Origin of the sequence: Ensifer sp. ZNC0028 (assembly GCF_000799055.1) — a bacterium.
Taxonomy (GTDB): Bacteria; Pseudomonadota; Alphaproteobacteria; order Rhizobiales; family Rhizobiaceae; genus Ensifer.
The window spans coordinates 1-15,438 of sequence record NZ_JTLA01000064.1 but is presented as its reverse complement, the minus strand read 5'-3'; the positions used below and the strand labels follow the sequence as shown (position 1 = coordinate 15,438).

At 64.2% G+C, this 15,438-nt stretch carries 11 protein-coding genes and 1 pseudogene; 6 read left to right on the top strand and 6 right to left on the bottom strand.

Going from position 1 to position 15,438, the window contains the following annotated elements; translation table 11 throughout:
* Positions 1 to 47 precede the first annotated feature (47 nt).
* Entirely contained in the window at positions 48 to 1,196 is a 1,149-nt protein-coding gene (locus L981_RS14930) for a GTP-binding protein (protein WP_043617467.1), read from the bottom strand.
* Positions 1,197 to 1,208: 12 nt separating this feature from the next.
* Positions 1,209 to 2,279: a D-alanyl-D-alanine carboxypeptidase family protein gene (locus L981_RS14925; protein ID WP_043617470.1), complete on the bottom strand. Its 1,071-nt coding sequence runs from the start codon at positions 2,277 to 2,279 to the stop codon at positions 1,209 to 1,211.
* 201 nt (positions 2,280 to 2,480) lie between these two features.
* On the opposite strand from L981_RS14925, the gene L981_RS14920 reads away from it, so the two are divergent.
* Entirely contained in the window at positions 2,481 to 3,644 is a 1,164-nt protein-coding gene (locus tag L981_RS14920; protein WP_043617464.1) for a M20 aminoacylase family protein, read from the top strand.
* A 19-nt stretch (positions 3,645 to 3,663) separates the two neighbouring features.
* Positions 3,664 to 4,128, top strand: coding sequence for an Lrp/AsnC ligand binding domain-containing protein (locus L981_RS14915; protein ID WP_043617461.1), 465 nt, complete (start codon positions 3,664 to 3,666; stop codon positions 4,126 to 4,128).
* A gap of 65 nt (positions 4,129 to 4,193) precedes the next feature.
* On the opposite strand, the gene L981_RS14910 is transcribed toward L981_RS14915, so the two are convergent.
* Positions 4,194 to 5,246: an NAD(P)-dependent alcohol dehydrogenase gene (locus L981_RS14910; RefSeq protein ID WP_043617458.1), complete on the bottom strand. Its 1,053-nt coding sequence runs from the start codon at positions 5,244 to 5,246 to the stop codon at positions 4,194 to 4,196.
* 217 nt (positions 5,247 to 5,463) lie between these two features.
* Between L981_RS14910 and L981_RS14905 the strand changes: the two genes are divergently transcribed.
* Positions 5,464 to 6,402, top strand: coding sequence for an AraC family transcriptional regulator (locus L981_RS14905; protein ID WP_043617455.1), 939 nt, complete (start codon positions 5,464 to 5,466; stop codon positions 6,400 to 6,402).
* Positions 6,403 to 6,432: 30 nt separating this feature from the next.
* Here L981_RS14905 and L981_RS14900 read toward each other — a convergent pair whose 3' ends face one another.
* A complete protein-coding gene (locus L981_RS14900) occupies positions 6,433 to 6,867 on the bottom strand; it encodes an Lrp/AsnC family transcriptional regulator (RefSeq protein ID WP_043617453.1) in 435 nt (144 codons plus the stop codon).
* Between the two features lie 126 nt (positions 6,868 to 6,993).
* Here L981_RS14900 and L981_RS14895 point away from each other — a divergent pair, with 126 nt between their 5' ends.
* Positions 6,994 to 10,050, top strand: coding sequence for an aminotransferase class III-fold pyridoxal phosphate-dependent enzyme (locus L981_RS14895; protein ID WP_043617450.1), 3,057 nt, complete (start codon positions 6,994 to 6,996; stop codon positions 10,048 to 10,050).
* A 105-nt stretch (positions 10,051 to 10,155) separates the two neighbouring features.
* Entirely contained in the window at positions 10,156 to 11,178 is a 1,023-nt protein-coding gene (locus L981_RS14890) for an amino acid ABC transporter substrate-binding protein (RefSeq protein WP_043617447.1), read from the top strand.
* 99 nt (positions 11,179 to 11,277) lie between these two features.
* Here the strand turns inward: L981_RS14890 and L981_RS14885 are convergent, their stop codons facing one another.
* The gene (locus L981_RS14885; RefSeq protein ID WP_043617444.1) at positions 11,278 to 14,202 is read right to left on the bottom strand and encodes an aminotransferase; all 2,925 of its coding nucleotides are present in this window, start codon (positions 14,200 to 14,202) and stop codon (positions 11,278 to 11,280) included.
* Between the two features lie 115 nt (positions 14,203 to 14,317).
* Complete coding sequence (hutC, locus tag L981_RS14880; RefSeq protein WP_043617441.1) at positions 14,318 to 15,061, bottom strand: histidine utilization repressor; 744 nt, start codon at positions 15,059 to 15,061, stop codon at positions 14,318 to 14,320.
* 136 nt (positions 15,062 to 15,197) lie between these two features.
* Here hutC and L981_RS14875 point away from each other — a divergent pair.
* Positions 15,198 to 15,438, top strand: a pseudogene (locus L981_RS14875) (formimidoylglutamate deiminase); the annotation flags it as partial.

Genomic DNA, 15,438 nt, shown 5'->3' with positions numbered 1-15,438 from the left:
CGCAACTCCGGACGGAAAACCGCTTCGCACTTTTCCTGGAGCTTGCTTTAGAACCGCATGCCCGGAACGGCGAGCGGATTGTCGGAGAGCGCCTGGGCGTCCGGCCGGTCGATGCGCGGCTTGCCGGTAAAGGCATCGAAGAGATCGCGAACGAAGTCTTCCGTCAGCCCCTTGGTGATCAGCACCATGCGCGTGCGCCGGTCGTTCGGGTCCGGCCAGGCGGCAAGCCGCTCCGGCGTGTGAAAGACGTTTTGCACGCCGTGCAGCACAAGCGGCCGGTCCGGCCTGTCGGCAACCGCAACGATCGCCTTCATCCTCAAAAGCTTCTCGCCATGCGCCGAGCGCAGCAGGTCGATGAACATGTCGAGCGCCATCGGCTCGATCGGCCGGTCGTGCACGATGCTGAAGGAACGGATGTCGCCGCCATGCCGCGTCACATCGTGATGGTGGTGATGATCATGGTGGTCGTGATGATCGTGACCGTGGTCATGGTCGTGGCCATGATGATGGTGGTCGTGGTGCGCCTCGTCCTGCAGCCAACGGCCGACATCGGCGATCTTAGACGACGGGTCGTAAAGGCCGCAATCGAACATCTCCGCACGCCCTGCCTCGGCACTGTCGCCATCGATCAGCGGCGCGCGCGGATTGAGCGCACGGATCCGCGCCGTCAGCGCATCACGCTCCGACGCTTCGGCAAGGCCGGTCTTGCTGATGACGATGCGGTCGGCAACGGCAACCTGCTTCAGCGCTTCCTCGTGGTTGGCGATCGTCTGCAGGCCGTTGACGGCGTCGACGACGGTGACGACGCCATCCAGGCGGAAGTTCTGCGCGATGATCGGGTTGCCGATCACCGACTGCAGCACCGGCGCCGGGTCAGCAAGGCCCGTGGTCTCGATGACGACGCGCTTCAGCGGCTTGATCTTGCCGGTCTGCATGCGGTCCATGAGATCGGCGAGCGTATCGACCAGTTCTCCGCGCACGGTGCAGCAGAGGCAGCCGTCGGAAAGCTCGATGACCCCGTCGCTGGAGGCTTCCACCAGCAGGTGGTCGATCGAGACGTCGCCGAACTCGTTGATGATCACGGCCGTATCCGAGAGATCGGGATCCTTCAGCAGCCGGTTGAGCAGCGTCGTCTTGCCCGCACCGAGAAAGCCGGTGAGGATCGAGACCGGCACCGCCGACAAGGGACTAACCATCATGCACTCCGATCAGAAGGTCGGCCGAGGCACCGGGATCGGCACATTGGCGACATCGCCTTGGCCGGCCGGGTCGCCGGCAAGCTTCGGTGCCTTTTCGCCGCTGCCGGCGATGAGCCCGGCGAAGGCGAGCTTCAGTGGCCGGTTGATTTCGTGGATATAGGGCGAGAGCAGCTTCTGGCGGCCGGCCTCGTCGCGGCCTTCGCTGCGGACCTTCGCGGCCGCTTTCGAGCAGATCTGCTTGCTGACGTCGGCGACCATGTCGCGCGTCTCGCCATAGGGCGGGATCTGCACCAGCGACGGTTTGCCGTTGCCGTTGGTCGTCAGTGCCATCTGCAGGAGCCTTGCCGACTCGTCCGCACGCGCACCGAGGCTGTCCTCACCGAGCACGACCGAAACGACGCTGCGCCCCTCGCGGGTGGCGGAGGAAACCTGGTTGAAGCCCGAGGCGCAGATGAAGCCGGTCTTCATGCCGTCAGCGCCCTCGAAGCGGCCGATCAGCATGTTGTAGTTCGGATAGTCCTTCTTGCCGGTGGTAAAGCCTTCCAGCGAGAAATAGGAGGCGTATTGCGGAAACTCGCGCTTGAGCGTGATCGCCAGCACCGCAAGGTCGCGGGCCGTCGTGTACTGGCCGGGACCGGGCAGCCCGTTGGGGTTGACGAAGTTCGAGGACGTCATGCCGATGCGGCGGGCCTCTGCGTTCATCCGCTCGATGAAGGCGGGCTCCGAACCGGCGACCGTTTCGGCGATCGCGACGGCGACGTCGTTTGCCGACTTCACCAGCATCATCTTCAGCGCGCTGTCGAGCGTCATCGCCTGGCCGGGCTTGTAGAACATCTTGCTCGGCGGCTCGGCGGCGGCGTTCTTGGTCATGACGACCGGGCTCTCGAGCGTAAGCTGGCCGGACTTGATGGCGCGGAAGGCCGTATAGGCCGTCATCAGCTTGGTCAGCGACGCCGGATACCATTTCTGGAAGATATCCTGGTGCTCGTAAACCTTCAGCGAATTGACGTCGACGACCAGCCTTGGATTGGCCGCAGCCGGCAGCGCCGCAAGAAGCGTGGCGCATGTCGCCGCCGTCACTCCGAGCGCCTTCATCTTGCCACGCGTGAAAAATCCTGCTGTCACCACGATAGGACCTCGAAAATCCGCTGTTGCCTCGTCTCGTCCGGCTATTTAGCCTATATGGCGAGGAGATGGCAAAGCCCATTCACGGGCAGTGATGCCAATCCACACCGATACGCAGATACAATTAGTGATCGAACAGACCGACAGGACGAAACGATGCCGATACTCAACCGTGCCGCCGAGCTCCAGAATGAAGTCACCGAATGGCGGCGCCACCTGCACAGGAATCCGGAGCTCCTGTTCGCGGTCGAAAATACGGCAGCCTTCGTCGAAAAGAAACTGAAGGAGTTCGGCGTTGACGAAATCGTGACGGGGCTTGGCCGCACCGGCGTCGTCGGCCTCATCCGCGGCAATCTCGGCGCGGGCCGCACCATCGGCCTGCGCGCCGACATGGACGCGCTGCCGATCACCGAGACGAGCGGCAAGGACTGGGCGTCCGAGACGTCCGGCAAGATGCATGCCTGCGGCCACGACGGCCACACGGCCATGCTTCTCGGCGCGGCGAAGTATCTCGCCGAGACCCGCAACTTCGCGGGCCAGGTCGCGGTGATCTTCCAGCCGGCCGAAGAAGGCGGCGGCGGCGGTAACGAGATGGTCAAGGACGGCATGATGGAGCGCTTCGCCATCGCCGAAGTCTACGGCATGCACAACATGCCGGGCATGCCCGTCGGCCAGTTCGGCAGCCGCGTCGGCCCGATCATGGCTTCGACCGACGAGTTCACCATCACCATCAAGGGCCGTGGCGGCCATGCCGCCCAACCGCACAAGACGATCGACCCGATCGTCGTCGGCACCCAGATCGTGACCGCTCTGCAGACGATCGCGTCGCGCACCGTCGACCCGCTCGCCTCCGTCGTCGTCTCCGTCACCAAGTTCAATGCCGGTTTCGCCCACAACGTCATTCCGGAGGAAGCCGTGCTCGGCGGCACCGTGCGCACCCTCATGCCCGAGGTGCGCGAGATCGGCGAAAGCCGCATCCGCACGATTGCCGAGGGCGTTGCCCAGATCTACGGCGCGACCGTCCAGGTCGCCTACAACCGCAACTACCCGGTGACGGTGAACCATGCCGACGAGACCGGCTATGCCTTGCAGGCAGCAGCCGAAATTGCCGGCGCCGGCAATATCCAGCCGTCGCTCGATCCGATGATGGGCGGCGAGGACTTCTCCTACATGCTGCTTGCCCGCCCCGGCGCCTTTATTTTCATGGGCAATGGCGACACGGCCGGGCTGCATCACCCCGCCTACGATTTCAACGACGACGCGATCCCGCACGGCATTTCCTACTGGGTGAAGCTCGCGGAAACGCGACTTGCCGCCTGAAGCACGGGTGGGAGGCTCCATGCATCAGATCGACAAGATTGACCGACGAATTCTCAACATCCTCCAGGCGGACGGCCGCATCACCAATCTGGAGCTGGCCGATCGCATCGGCCTGTCGCCGACCGCGACCAGCGAGCGGCTGCGCCGGCTGTTGAAGGAAGGTTACGTCTCGGGCTTCGGCGCGAGACTGGACCCGCAGAAGCTCGGCTTCGGCCTGCTGGTGTTCATCGAAGTCATGCTCGACAAGACGACACCCGACGTCTTCGACCAGTTCGCCGCCGCCGTCAAACAGGCGCCGTCCGTGCTCGAATGTCACATGGTGGCCGGCGGCTTCGACTATCTCGTCAAGACGCGGTTCGAGGACATGGCCGCCTACCGCAACTTCCTCGGCCAGGTGCTCTGGACGCTGCCGGGCGTCAAGGAAACCCGCACCTATGCGGTCATGGAAGAGATCAAGAACGACGGGCCGCTGCCGCTGGTGTGAGCCTCTGCCGCAAACAAAAAAACGGCCCGGGATCTGCGCAGATCCCGGGCCGTCTGTTTTTCAACTTAGGCAGCGTCCGTCAACGACGCCATGTCGATGACAAACCGATAGCGCACGTCGCTCTTGACGACGCGTTCATAGGCCTCGTTGATCTCTTGTATCCGGATCGTCTCGATTTCCGAGACGATGCCGTGCTCGCCACAGAAGTCGAGCATCTCCTGGGTTTCCTTGATCGAACCGATCATCGATCCAGAAATGCTGCGGCGCGCCGGCACCAGCGAGAAGGCGTGCACCGGCACGGCGTTCTCAGGAATCCCGACCAGCACGAAATCGCCATCGACCTTCAGCAGGCTGACATAGGCGTTCCAGTCGATCTCGGCCGCAACCGTGCAGATGATCAGGTCGAAGGTGCCTGCCAGCGCCTTGAAGGTCTCGGGGTCGTTGGTGGCGTAGTAGTGGTCGGCGCCGAGCTTCAGCCCGTCTTCCTTCTTGGAGAGCGTCTGGCTGAGAACGGTGACATCCGCGCCCATGGCATGCGCCAGCTTGACGCCCATATGGCCGAGACCGCCCATGCCGACGATCGCGACCTTCTTGCCAGGCCCGGCCTTCCAGTGGCGCAGCGGCGAATAGAGCGTGATGCCGGCGCACAAAAGCGGAGCCGCGGCGTCGAGCGGCAAGTTCTCCGGGATCGACAGAACGTAACCTTCCTTGACGACGATGCTGTCGGAATAGCCGCCCTGCGTCGGCGTCTTGCCGTCGGCTTCGACGCCGTTATAGGTCACGACAAGGCCCGGCATATAGTGTTCCAGGTCAAGGTCGCGGGTGGCGCAGGTGGTGCAGGAATCGACGAAGCAGCCGACGCCGGCGCGGTCGCCCACCTTGAACTTGGTGACCTTGGAGCCGACCGCCGTGACGATGCCGACGATCTCGTGGCCTGGGACCATCGGGAAAGCCGAGTTGCCCCATTCGTTGCGGGCCTGGTGGATGTCGGAGTGGCAGACGCCGCAATACTTGATCTCGATCACCACGTCGTCGTCGCGCGGTTCGCGGCGTTCGAAGGTGAAGGGCGTCAGCGGCTTCGACGCATCGGTCGCCGCATATCCTCTTGCAATGGCCATCAGTCTGTCCTCATTTTGGGAAAGGGTGCAGGTCCGGAGGGAGCCCGGCCTGACGCATCAGGACTATGAGGGTGCGGGCGCTGCAAGCGTTAGAGCGATCCTGCAAAGTTTTTGCACGATCCTACAAGATTGACAGCGACATCCTGGAGATGGCACGTCGAGACCCTACCTGAGCGTTGCCTCACACAACGCTAAGCCGCTGGAAAGACCTGAGATTATGACAGCCACGCGACAGACTGCCCGTCCCGAGATGATCGACGTCATTGCCCGGTTTGCCAAAACCGACGGTGATCACATGACGCAGATTGCCGGCCTGAGCCTGCACCGCCACGGCGGCGATGCCCCGGTCAACTGCTCCGCCTACAGACCGAGTTTGGCGATCATCGTGCAAGGAGCAAAGCGCGTGGTGCTCGGCGAAGAGACGCTGATCTACGGCGCCTCGGATTATCTGCTGACGTCGATCGACCTGCCGGTTCTGTCCCAGGTCTGCCAGGCCTCCGCAGAAGAACCCTACCTCAGCATGGCCTTCACGCTCGACCCGGGCAAGATCCAGGCGCTGCTTGCGTCCCTGTCGCAACTGCCGGCACCCGCCACCTCCGTGCGCGGCATGAGCGTCAGCAAGATCACTGTCGAACTCGAAGATGCGGCCCTTCGGCTCTTGCGCCTGCTCGAACGGCCGGACGATATCCCGGCGCTGCTGCCCCTGATCGAACAGGAGATCCTCTATCGGCTTTTGACCGGCCCGCATGGCCACCGGCTCAGGCAGATGGCGACGACCGACAGTCAGCCGCACCAGGTCGGCCGCGCCGTCGCCTGGCTGAAGGAACACTACTCGCGACCGCTCAGGATCGACGACCTCGCCAACCGTGTGTCGATGAGCGTCTCGTCGCTGCACCATCACTTCAAGGCGATCACCGCCATGAGCCCGCTGCAATACCAGAAGCAGCTTCGGCTGCAGGAGGCGCGGCGGCTGATGCTGGAGGAAAGCCTTGACGCCGGCGATGCCGGCCATCAGGTGGGCTATGAAAGCCAGTCGCAGTTCAGCCGCGAATATGCCCGCCATTTTGGCGAGCCGCCGATGCGCGACATCGGCCGGGTCCGCCGCTCGCTGCTCGAACGGCTTGCGCCGCAGGCGGAGATGCTGAGCGAAGGCTAACCGAGCCCCCCCAGTTCCGCTCACTGCGGATCAGCTCCGCTCGATATCTCTTCTCAGCACGATGGACGTCGTCAGGTCCTCGACATTGTCCATCGTCGCCACCTCATTGCGAAGCTCGTTGAGCGCATTGATCGAGCCAACCTCGACCTCGACGACCAAATCCAGCTGGCCGCTGACGGAGGACACCTTGCGTACGGTGGAGAAACCGGCGAGCCGGTCGAGCACGCCGATCGATGGCGTGCGCTTCAGGGTCACCAGCAGGAAGGCCTGGATCGTGCCCTCGTCCAGTTGCCCGATGTCGGCGCGATAGCCGCGAATGACGCCAGCCTTTTCCAGTCGCGTGACCCGCTCGGTCGTCGCACTCCGGGAGAGCCCGATCCGGCCGGCCAGGGACTTCATCGGGATCCGTGCCTCCTGCGACAGGATGCTGAGGATGGTGCGGTCGATCGCGTCGATGTCCTGCATGTCCCCTCCTCCGTGCTCGCCGACAAGATGACGGTTATTATAAACATAGTGCCGGTGCAACCGGCATATTGCCGGATGCATCCCCTCGCCGCTCATGCAAATCTTCTCACCGAGATGAGGATCCCCATGAACGATATGCTGAAGACCACGCCCGACTTTTCGACCGAAGCTGCAGCCGCCTTGCTGAAGGAGCATTACGGCCTCTCCGGCACGCTCTCGCTGCTGGCCAGCGAACGCGACCAGAACTTCAAGGTCGAGGCTGAGGACGGCAGCATCTCCATTCTCAAGATCGTCAACGGCGCCGAGCCCGAACTCGAAAGCGATTTCCAGACCGCACTGCTCAGCCACGCCGGCACCCACGCCGCCGACCTGCCGGTGCCGCATATCCGGCCGACGCTGTCGGGCGCGAGCCTTGCTTCGACCACGAGCGCACGCGGCGTCACCCACCGCCTGCGGCTCGTCAGCTGGGTCGAGGGCCTGCCGCTTGCCGAAACCGGACGCAGCGATGCGGCGCTCCAGTCGCTTGGGCAGATGCTCGGCCGCTTCGACGCATCGCTGAAAGGCTTCATGCATCCGGGCGCGCTGCGCGATCTCGACTGGGACATCCGCCACGCCGGCCGCTCGGCCGACCGGCTGCATCACGTCGCTTCCGCCGAAGACCGCGCGCTGCTCGAGCGCTTCCTTGTCCGCTTCGAAAAGTCCGTGGCGCCGCGCCTTGCGACCCTTCGTGCCGCCGTCATCCACAACGACGCCAACGACTGGAATGTGCTGGTCGATAAAGGCGACCACGACACCATTTCCGGCCTGATCGACTTCGGCGACGCGCTGCATGCGCCTGTTATCGCCGAGGTGGCGATCGCCGCTGCCTATGCCGGGCTCGACCATCCCGATCCGATCGGCGCTGCCGCTGCCATCGCCCGCGGCTTCCATGGCGAATATCCGCTGGCGGAAGAAGAGATCGACCTGCTCTTCGATCTCATCGCCATGCGCCTCGTCACGTCGGTGACGATCTCGGCGTCCCGCCGCGCCCACACCGACGACAATCCCTATCTGGCGATCAGCGAACGCCCGGCCTGGACGCTGCTGCGCAAGCTCGACCGGATGAACCCGCGTTTCGCGACCGCCATCCTGCGGCATGCCTGCGGCTTCGAGGCAAGCCCGGGCGCGCGTGCCGTTGCCGCCTGGATCCGCGAGAACCGCAAGGCGCTGAAGCCGCTGCTCGCACGTCCGGCCGCCACCTACCCGGCAGCGCTCGTTCCCTATGGCGACCCGCAGCATCCGATGACCGTGAAGTCGGCAGCCGAACAGCCGAATGAAGCCCAGGCGATCTGGGAAGACTATTGCCGCGCGCACGGCGTCGAACTCGGCATCGGCCCCTTTGGCGAAGAACGCACGGTCTATGCCGGCGAGATGTTCGTCTCGCGCTTCATCGACCACACCCGCCGCACTCGCCATCTCGGGCTCGACCTGTTCATGGCTGCCGGCACCAGGCTCTACACCCCGCTTGCCGCCACCGTCGTCAGCGTCGAGATCGAGAAAGACCCGCTCGGCTACGGCTGCCTGATAGCCCTTCGCCACGAGCCCGAGGGCTGCCCGCCTTTCGTCACGCTCTGGGGTCATATGGCGCACGAAGCGATGGGACGCATCAAGGCCGGCGATCGGCTGGAGGCCGGCGCGCTGGTCGGCGAGATGGGCGCCCCAAAGGAAAACGGCGGCTGGGCGCCGCATCTGCACCTGCAGCTTTCCGCCGACACCAGCCTGACGGCGACCGAAATCCTCGGCGTCGGCGAACCGCAGTTTCTCGACGTCTGGGCCGAACTCTTCCCGGACGCCCGCACTTTTGCCGGCATTGCCGAGGAATTCTACGAGAAGAAGGGCCGCTCGCACGAGGAGATCGTCAAGCGCCGCAAGGAATTGCTCCTGCCGAACCTTTCGATCTCCTACGACAAGCCGATCAAGTTCGTGCGCGGCGAAGGCGTCTGGCTGATAGACGATAGCGGCCGCGCCTATCTCGATTGCTTCAACAATGTCTGCCACATCGGTCACGCCCATCCGGCTGTCGTCGAGGCGATGGCCAAGCAGGCGGCGCTCCTCAACACTAACACCCGGTACCTGCACGACAACATCGTCGCCTATGCCGAGCGGCTGACGGCGACGCTGCCGAAGGAATTGACGGTCGCCGGTTTCGTCAACAGCGGCTCGGAAGCCAACAGCCTGGCGCTCAGGCTGATGCGTGCCCATACCGGTCGCGAGAATGCCATCACGCTCGACTGGTCCTACCACGGTACGACCCAGGAGCTGATCGACATCAGCCCCTACAAGTTCCGCCGGAAGGGCGGCAAGGGTCCGAAACCGCATGTGCATGTGGCGACCATTCCCGACAGCTACCATGCACCGGCGGACTGGCCGGCCGAGGAACACGGCAAGCGCTTCGCCGAAAGCGTCGCCGAGCTGATCCAGGCGATGAAGGCCAAGGGCGAAGGTCCGGGCTTCTTCATCGCGGAATCGATCCCGAGCGTCGCCGGCCAGGTGTTCCTGCCGGAGGGGTACCTCAAGGAAGTCTATCGCCTCGTGCGCGAAGCCGGCGGCGTCTGCATCGCCGACGAGGTGCAGGTCGGCTTCGGCCGCGTCGGCAGCCATTGGTGGGCCTTCGAGACCCAAGGCGTCGTGCCTGACATCGTCACCATGGGCAAGCCGATCGGCGACGGCCATCCGCTCGCAGCCGTCGTCACCACCCGCGAAGTCACCGACAGCTTCAACAACGGCATGGAGTACTTCAACACCTTCGGCGGTAACCCGGTCTCCTGCGCCGTCGGCCTCGCCGTGCTCGACGTGATCGAGGGGCAGGACCTGCGCGGCAATGCGCTTTCGGTCGGCAACTATCTGATCGAAGCTTTCCGCGCCATGCAGGCCCGCTACGAGGTGATCGGCGACGTGCGCGGCATGGGCCTGTTCCTCGGCATCGAACTCGTGACCGATCGCAAGACCAAGGCACCGGCAACCGAATTCGCCCGCGCCGTCTCCAACGGCGCCCGCCGCCGTGGCGTGCTGATGGGCACCGAAGGTCCGCATGACAACATCTTGAAAATGCGCCCGCCGATGATCTTCTCGAAACGCGATGCCGATCACCTGCTCGCCGTGCTCGAAGAGACCTTCGCGGACGTCGCAAGGACGCTCGGCTAAGGCCGGGTCGAACAGCAGAAAAACCAGATGCAATGACCGGGTGCACGACACGCATCCCGGCAACGAAGACGCATGTCCTAAAACAAGAGAAGAGGAGAACAGGAAATGAAACTCGGAGTGAAACTTGGAGTTCTGGCATTGGCGAGCGCGGCGTTTCTTGCCGGCACCGCCGCCAACGCCGGCATGCTCGACGTCATCAAGGAACGCGGCGAGCTTCGCTGCGGCGTCAGCCAGGGCGTGCTCGGCTTTTCCGCGCCCAACGACAAGGGCGAATGGACCGGCTTCGACATCGATTTCTGCCGCGCAGTGGCCGCTGCAGCGCTCGGCAATCCCGACAAGGTGAAATACGTGCCGCTCTCGACCAAGGAGCGCTTCACCGCTTTGCAGTCCGGCGAGGCGGACCTGCTTTCGCGCCAGACCACCTGGACGCTGTCGCGCGACACCGATCTCGGCATGAGCTTCGTCGGCGTCAACTACTATGACGGCCAGGCCTTCATGGTGCGCAACGACCTCGGCGTGAAGAGCGTCAAGGAACTCTCCGGCGCTTCCGTCTGCACCGAGACCGGCACGACGACCGAGCAGAACATGGCCGACTATTTCGGCGCCAACAACATCCAGTACCAGGTCGTCGCCTTCGAGAAGGCCGACCAGACGATCCAGGCTTTCAACACCGCGCGCTGCGACGTCTACTCGACCGACGCTTCGGCGCTCTACGCCCAGCGCCTGACGCTGAACGACCCCGATCGTTTCGTCGTTCTGCCGGAAGTCATCTCCAAGGAGCCGCTCGGTCCGGCTGTCCGCCAGGGCGACGATCAGTGGTTCAAGATCGTGCGCTGGACGCTGTTCGCACTGACCGAGGCCGAAGAACTCGGCATCACCAAGGACAATGCCGCCAAGCTCATCGAAAGCGGCACGACCGCCCAGAAGCGCTTCCTCGGCATTGAGAACGAAGCGGGCAAGTCGCTCGGCCTCGATCCGAAGTGGGCCTACCATGTGGTTTCCGCCGTCGGCAACTATGGCGAAGTCTTCGAACGCCACCTCGGCAAGGACAGCCCGCTGAAGATCGATCGCGGTCTCAACAAACTCTGGAGCCAGGGCGGCCTGATGTACGCCCCGCCGGCACGCTGATCCGCAAGGGGCAATTCCGGCAAGTCTCCGTTCGGAATTGCTAGACCCAAGGAAAAGCGCCAACGAGACGCCGCGGCCCTCCCCGCGGCGTTTTCGCTTTTACCAGCCTTCTTCCAGCACGCGGCCCAGCATGTCGGCGAAGAAGTCGGCGCTCTCGCGCGACAAGCAGAGCGGCGGCTTGATTTTCAGCACGTTGAGATGATCGCCGGTCGGCTGCATGATGACGCCGAGATCGAGCAGGCGGTCGCAGATCGCCGCCGTCTCTTCGGTTGCCGGCGACAGGGTCTCCCGATCGCGCACGAATTCGACGCCGAGATAGAGCCCCATGCCGTGCACCGCGCCGATCAGCGGGAAACGCTGCCCGAGCGCTTCGAGCCGCGCTTTCAGATAGCCGCCGACCACCTGTGCGTTTTCCGGCAGCCGTTCCTCAGTCAGGATATCGAGCACCACCTGCCCGACGACGGAGCTCACCGGGCTGCCGCCCGAGGACGAGAAGAAGTATCCCTCCTTCTCCAGCGCATCGGCGATCTCGCGGCGGGTGATAACGGCACCAAGCGGATGTCCATTGCCCATGCCCTTGGCGACCGTGATGATATCGGGCACGACACCCTGCTCCTCGAAGCCCCAGAAATAATCGCCGAGCCGGCCATAGCCGACCTGCACCTCGTCGGCGATGCAAACGCCACCACGCGCCCGCACCATCGCATAAACAGCGTCGAGATAGCCCTTCGGCAAGGGAATGCCGCCGGCGTTGCCGTAGACCGGCTCGCATATGAAGCCTGCGAGCTTCTCGTCCGATGCGTCCAGCTCTGTCAGTTTCTTGACGACGGAGCGCACATAGCTGTCGGTCGTGTCGGCGCCGCGGAATTCGCCGCGATAGGTATTGGGCGCGGTGACCGGATGCACCCAGGCTGGGCGGGTTTCGAGCGCCTGCGGATTGTCGGCGATCGAGGTCGACACCGCATCGCTTGCGACCGTCCAGCCATGATAGGCCTCGAGCAGGCTCACGACATTGCGCGCGCCGGAATAGGCCCAGGCAAGCCGCAGCGCCAGGTCGTTCGCCTCCGAGCCGCTGTTGACCAGAAACACCGTGTCGAGCCCATCCGGCGCGAGGGCTGCAAGCCGCGTCGAGAAGTCGGCGACGGAGGCATAGTGAAAGCGCGAATTGGTGTTGAGCAGCGACCATTGCCGCCCGACGGCGGCCGCAAGCCGGGGATGCCCGTGGCCAAGAATGGTGACGTTGTTGACCATGTCGAGATAGCTGCGGCCCTCGATATCGAACAAATGGTCCTTCCAGCCGCGCTCGATCTGCGGCGGTTGCCGGTAATAGTTCTTCTGCGGCCTGGCGAAGTGCTGCTGGCGGCGGGCGAGCAGTGTGTCGCTGTGCGGCTCAGGGCCATCGCATTCGAAGCCCAGGATGCCGGCCGGTGACGGGCACAGGTGCTTCCACGCCGCCGCCTGATGCGGCACGACGAAAAGCGGCGGCACGAGACCATGCTCGCGGCAAAGCTGGACACGGATCAGGCCGTAGGACTTCTGTTCGCCGGAGACGACGCCGAGCACAGCGCCGGCAACGATCGTTTCCTCAAGGTCGCCGCCGGCCTCCACGCCCTCCAGAAACAGGCTCACTTCGGCCCCTTCGAGGACCAGCAGCCCATTCTGCCGGACGATACGGGCGGCGAAGGGAGCGATAATCTCGCGCCCGGCCTCCAGGCAGATATCGACATGCAAGGCAAAGGTGGCATCGGGCTTCGGTGACCGCAGCTGGGTCTCCGTCATCCGGTACTCGCCGTAGCGCGTCGTCGCGATGCCGATTGCGTGCGCGGCGTGTTGCAGCAGCGAGATCGGCAAACCCTGGTGCTGCCAGCGTTCTTCCTGCAACAGCGGGCTCAGGATCGAGAGGTCGATCTGGCGCACGTCCGTTGGGCCGAGCCCCGGGATCAGGCTCTCACCGGTCACCCGGGCCGAGACCGGCGCGAAGCCGACGGCTGAAAGAATGGCGTGCTCCATCAGCGCTGAAGGCACCGACGAGGCGACCTCGAAGATCTCCCGCTCATGCGCGGCATTGCCCTCGACATAAGCGTTGTCGGGCTCGCGGGAGAGCTGGTGTTCGGAGCTTGCGACCAGCACCGCAGCGCGCGCGACGATCAGCGGCCAAAGCGCCTTCAGCTCCACCTCGGTCAGCGGGCATGCCGCATGAAACGCTTTGACCGCCGGCAGGATGAACCAGGGGTCGCCATCCGCATGATGCAGCAGCGAGGCGCAGGTGACGGCGAGTTCGGCGACCAGCCAGCCATTGAGGATGTCGCCGAAATCGATGACGCCGTCCGGCATCGCCCGGCCGGCCGCGTCGGGCCGGCTGACGACGTTGTCATCGGTGACGTCATGGTGGATCGCCTGGGTCCTGAGGCCAGGGGTGAGCGGCTGCAGCCGCCGCATGGCGCCGACCATGACTTCAGCGATGCGCTTCTTGCGCTGCTGGTCCGCCATATCGGTAAGCAGATGCAGGACGACGGGGCCGGCGCGCCTGAGATCCCATTGCAGTTCCCGCTCGAGCCCCGGATGCTCGAAGTCCTCCAGTGCCGACGCGAGCTGGCCCGCCAGGCCGCCGAGGGCAGCCACGGCTTCGCGCGACAGATGTTTGCGCCGGGTGAGCGGTTCGCCTTCGAGATAGCTGAGCAGGCGAATGCGATAATCCGCGCCGCGGACGGTGACGCTCTCGATCGCCTCGCCCTTGAGAGAGGGCACGACTTCCGCAACGCGTGCGGTCGGCAGACGGTCGCCGAGATGCCGCAAGGCCGCATTCTGCGCTTCCAGTTCCAGCGGCTCGTATTCCGCCCGGCAGATTTTCAGAACATAACGCCGCTCGCCCGTGTCGAGGCGGTAGTTGCGGTCCTGCTGGCTGCCGAGTTCGCTGATCGTGCCCGACAGACCATAGTGTTCGGCGAGCAGCGAACGCGCCTCCTCGGCTCCGACATCGGGTCTCGGGAGCTCGGTGCGAAGCTTCAGCGCGTCCTCAACCATGGTCTCGTCATCCTCCCCTTCGGCGGTCGATCCTCCGAATCGACCGGAATGTTGTCGAGATTAGAGCGGGATCAAGGAAAAGATGTGCGGTTTCCCGTTTACACCCACCCGCAGCCTACTGCGACATGCCTTCCAGCCGATAGCGCGTGCCGGGATAAAGCAACCGCGCCGTCGTCACATTGCCGGCGTCCGACCAGGTGCGGCGCCGGATCATCAGGCACGGTTCGTTGCGGTCGATGCCGAGCAGCTTGCATTCCCAGAGCTGCGGCGCCACCGCCTCTACGATCTGTTCGGTGCGGGTGATCGGCGCCATCGCCGTCAGGTAGGCGTTCGGCGTCATCGCCTGGAAATCCTGTTCCAGATAGCGCGGGCAGATCGCCGGATTGACGAAACGATCCTCGATCTGGATCGGCAGGCCGTTTTCCGAATGCACCATGATCGAATGGAAGACGCGGGCGCCGGTGGCAAGGCCCAGCGCATAGCCGATGTCAGGCGTCGCGACCTCTTCCTTGAGCAGCGTCATCAACGACGTATGGGCGTGGCCACGTTCGTGGATCTCGTCGGCAATGTTGCGCACTTCAAGCAGCGCGGTGCTGCCCTTGTGGGCGGCCACGAAAGAGCCGACGCCCTGCACCCGCGTGATCGCACCTTCGGTTGCCAGTTCCCTCAGCGCCCGGTTGGCGGTCATGCGGCTGACGCCGAGGTCGGCGACGATCTCGTTTTCCGAGGGGATGCGATGATGGGCGGGCCACTCGCCGCTCTCGATGCGGCTGCGGATGAACTGTTTGACCGCCTCGTAGCGCGGCACCGGACCATCCTCGAAGGCGGCCATATCGTTCCGTTTTCCCAGTGCCGCCATCGGTTCAAGCCCCGCCTTTCCAGAATGCCGAACAAATCATGCGCATTCGCCCAAGAATCTTTTCGTTCATTTCACGCTTGCGCGCCAGCGTAAAATATCTATAGTTCCATATACAACTACGTACAGGAAAATGCACATGGCTAGTTTTCCCGTCAACCGGATCTTTGCAGAACGGGCGCTCCTGCCCGGCGGCTGGGCCGAAAACGTCGCGATCTCGCTCGACCCATCGGGCCGGATTGCGACGGTCGAGACCGGCAGCACCGCCGCCAATGGCGACGAGCGCACGGCCGGCCCGCTGATCCCGGCGATCGCCAACCTTCATTCCCACGCCTTCCAGCGCGCCATGGCCGGCCTTGCCGAAGTGGCGGGCAGCGGCG

What these genes read in the sequence shown, in the direction of transcription:
- L981_RS14890 (WP_043617447.1), top strand. Translation starts at nt 10,156, where the DNA reads ATGAAACTCGGAGTGAAACTTGGAGTTCTGGCATTGGCGAGCGCGGCG.
- L981_RS14930 (WP_043617467.1), bottom strand. Translation starts at nt 1,196, where the DNA reads ATGGTTAGTCCCTTGTCGGCGGTGCCGGTCTCGATCCTCACCGGCTTT.
- L981_RS14905 (WP_043617455.1), top strand. Translation starts at nt 5,464, where the DNA reads ATGACAGCCACGCGACAGACTGCCCGTCCCGAGATGATCGACGTCATT.
- L981_RS14920 (WP_043617464.1), top strand. Translation starts at nt 2,481, where the DNA reads ATGCCGATACTCAACCGTGCCGCCGAGCTCCAGAATGAAGTCACCGAA.
- L981_RS14900 (WP_043617453.1), bottom strand. Translation starts at nt 6,867, where the DNA reads ATGCAGGACATCGACGCGATCGACCGCACCATCCTCAGCATCCTGTCG.
- L981_RS14885 (WP_043617444.1), bottom strand. Translation starts at nt 14,202, where the DNA reads ATGGTTGAGGACGCGCTGAAGCTTCGCACCGAGCTCCCGAGACCCGAT.
- L981_RS14910 (WP_043617458.1), bottom strand. Translation starts at nt 5,246, where the DNA reads ATGGCCATTGCAAGAGGATATGCGGCGACCGATGCGTCGAAGCCGCTG.
- L981_RS14895 (WP_043617450.1), top strand. Translation starts at nt 6,994, where the DNA reads ATGAACGATATGCTGAAGACCACGCCCGACTTTTCGACCGAAGCTGCA.
- L981_RS14915 (WP_043617461.1), top strand. Translation starts at nt 3,664, where the DNA reads ATGCATCAGATCGACAAGATTGACCGACGAATTCTCAACATCCTCCAG.
- hutC (WP_043617441.1), bottom strand. Translation starts at nt 15,061, where the DNA reads ATGGCGGCACTGGGAAAACGGAACGATATGGCCGCCTTCGAGGATGGT.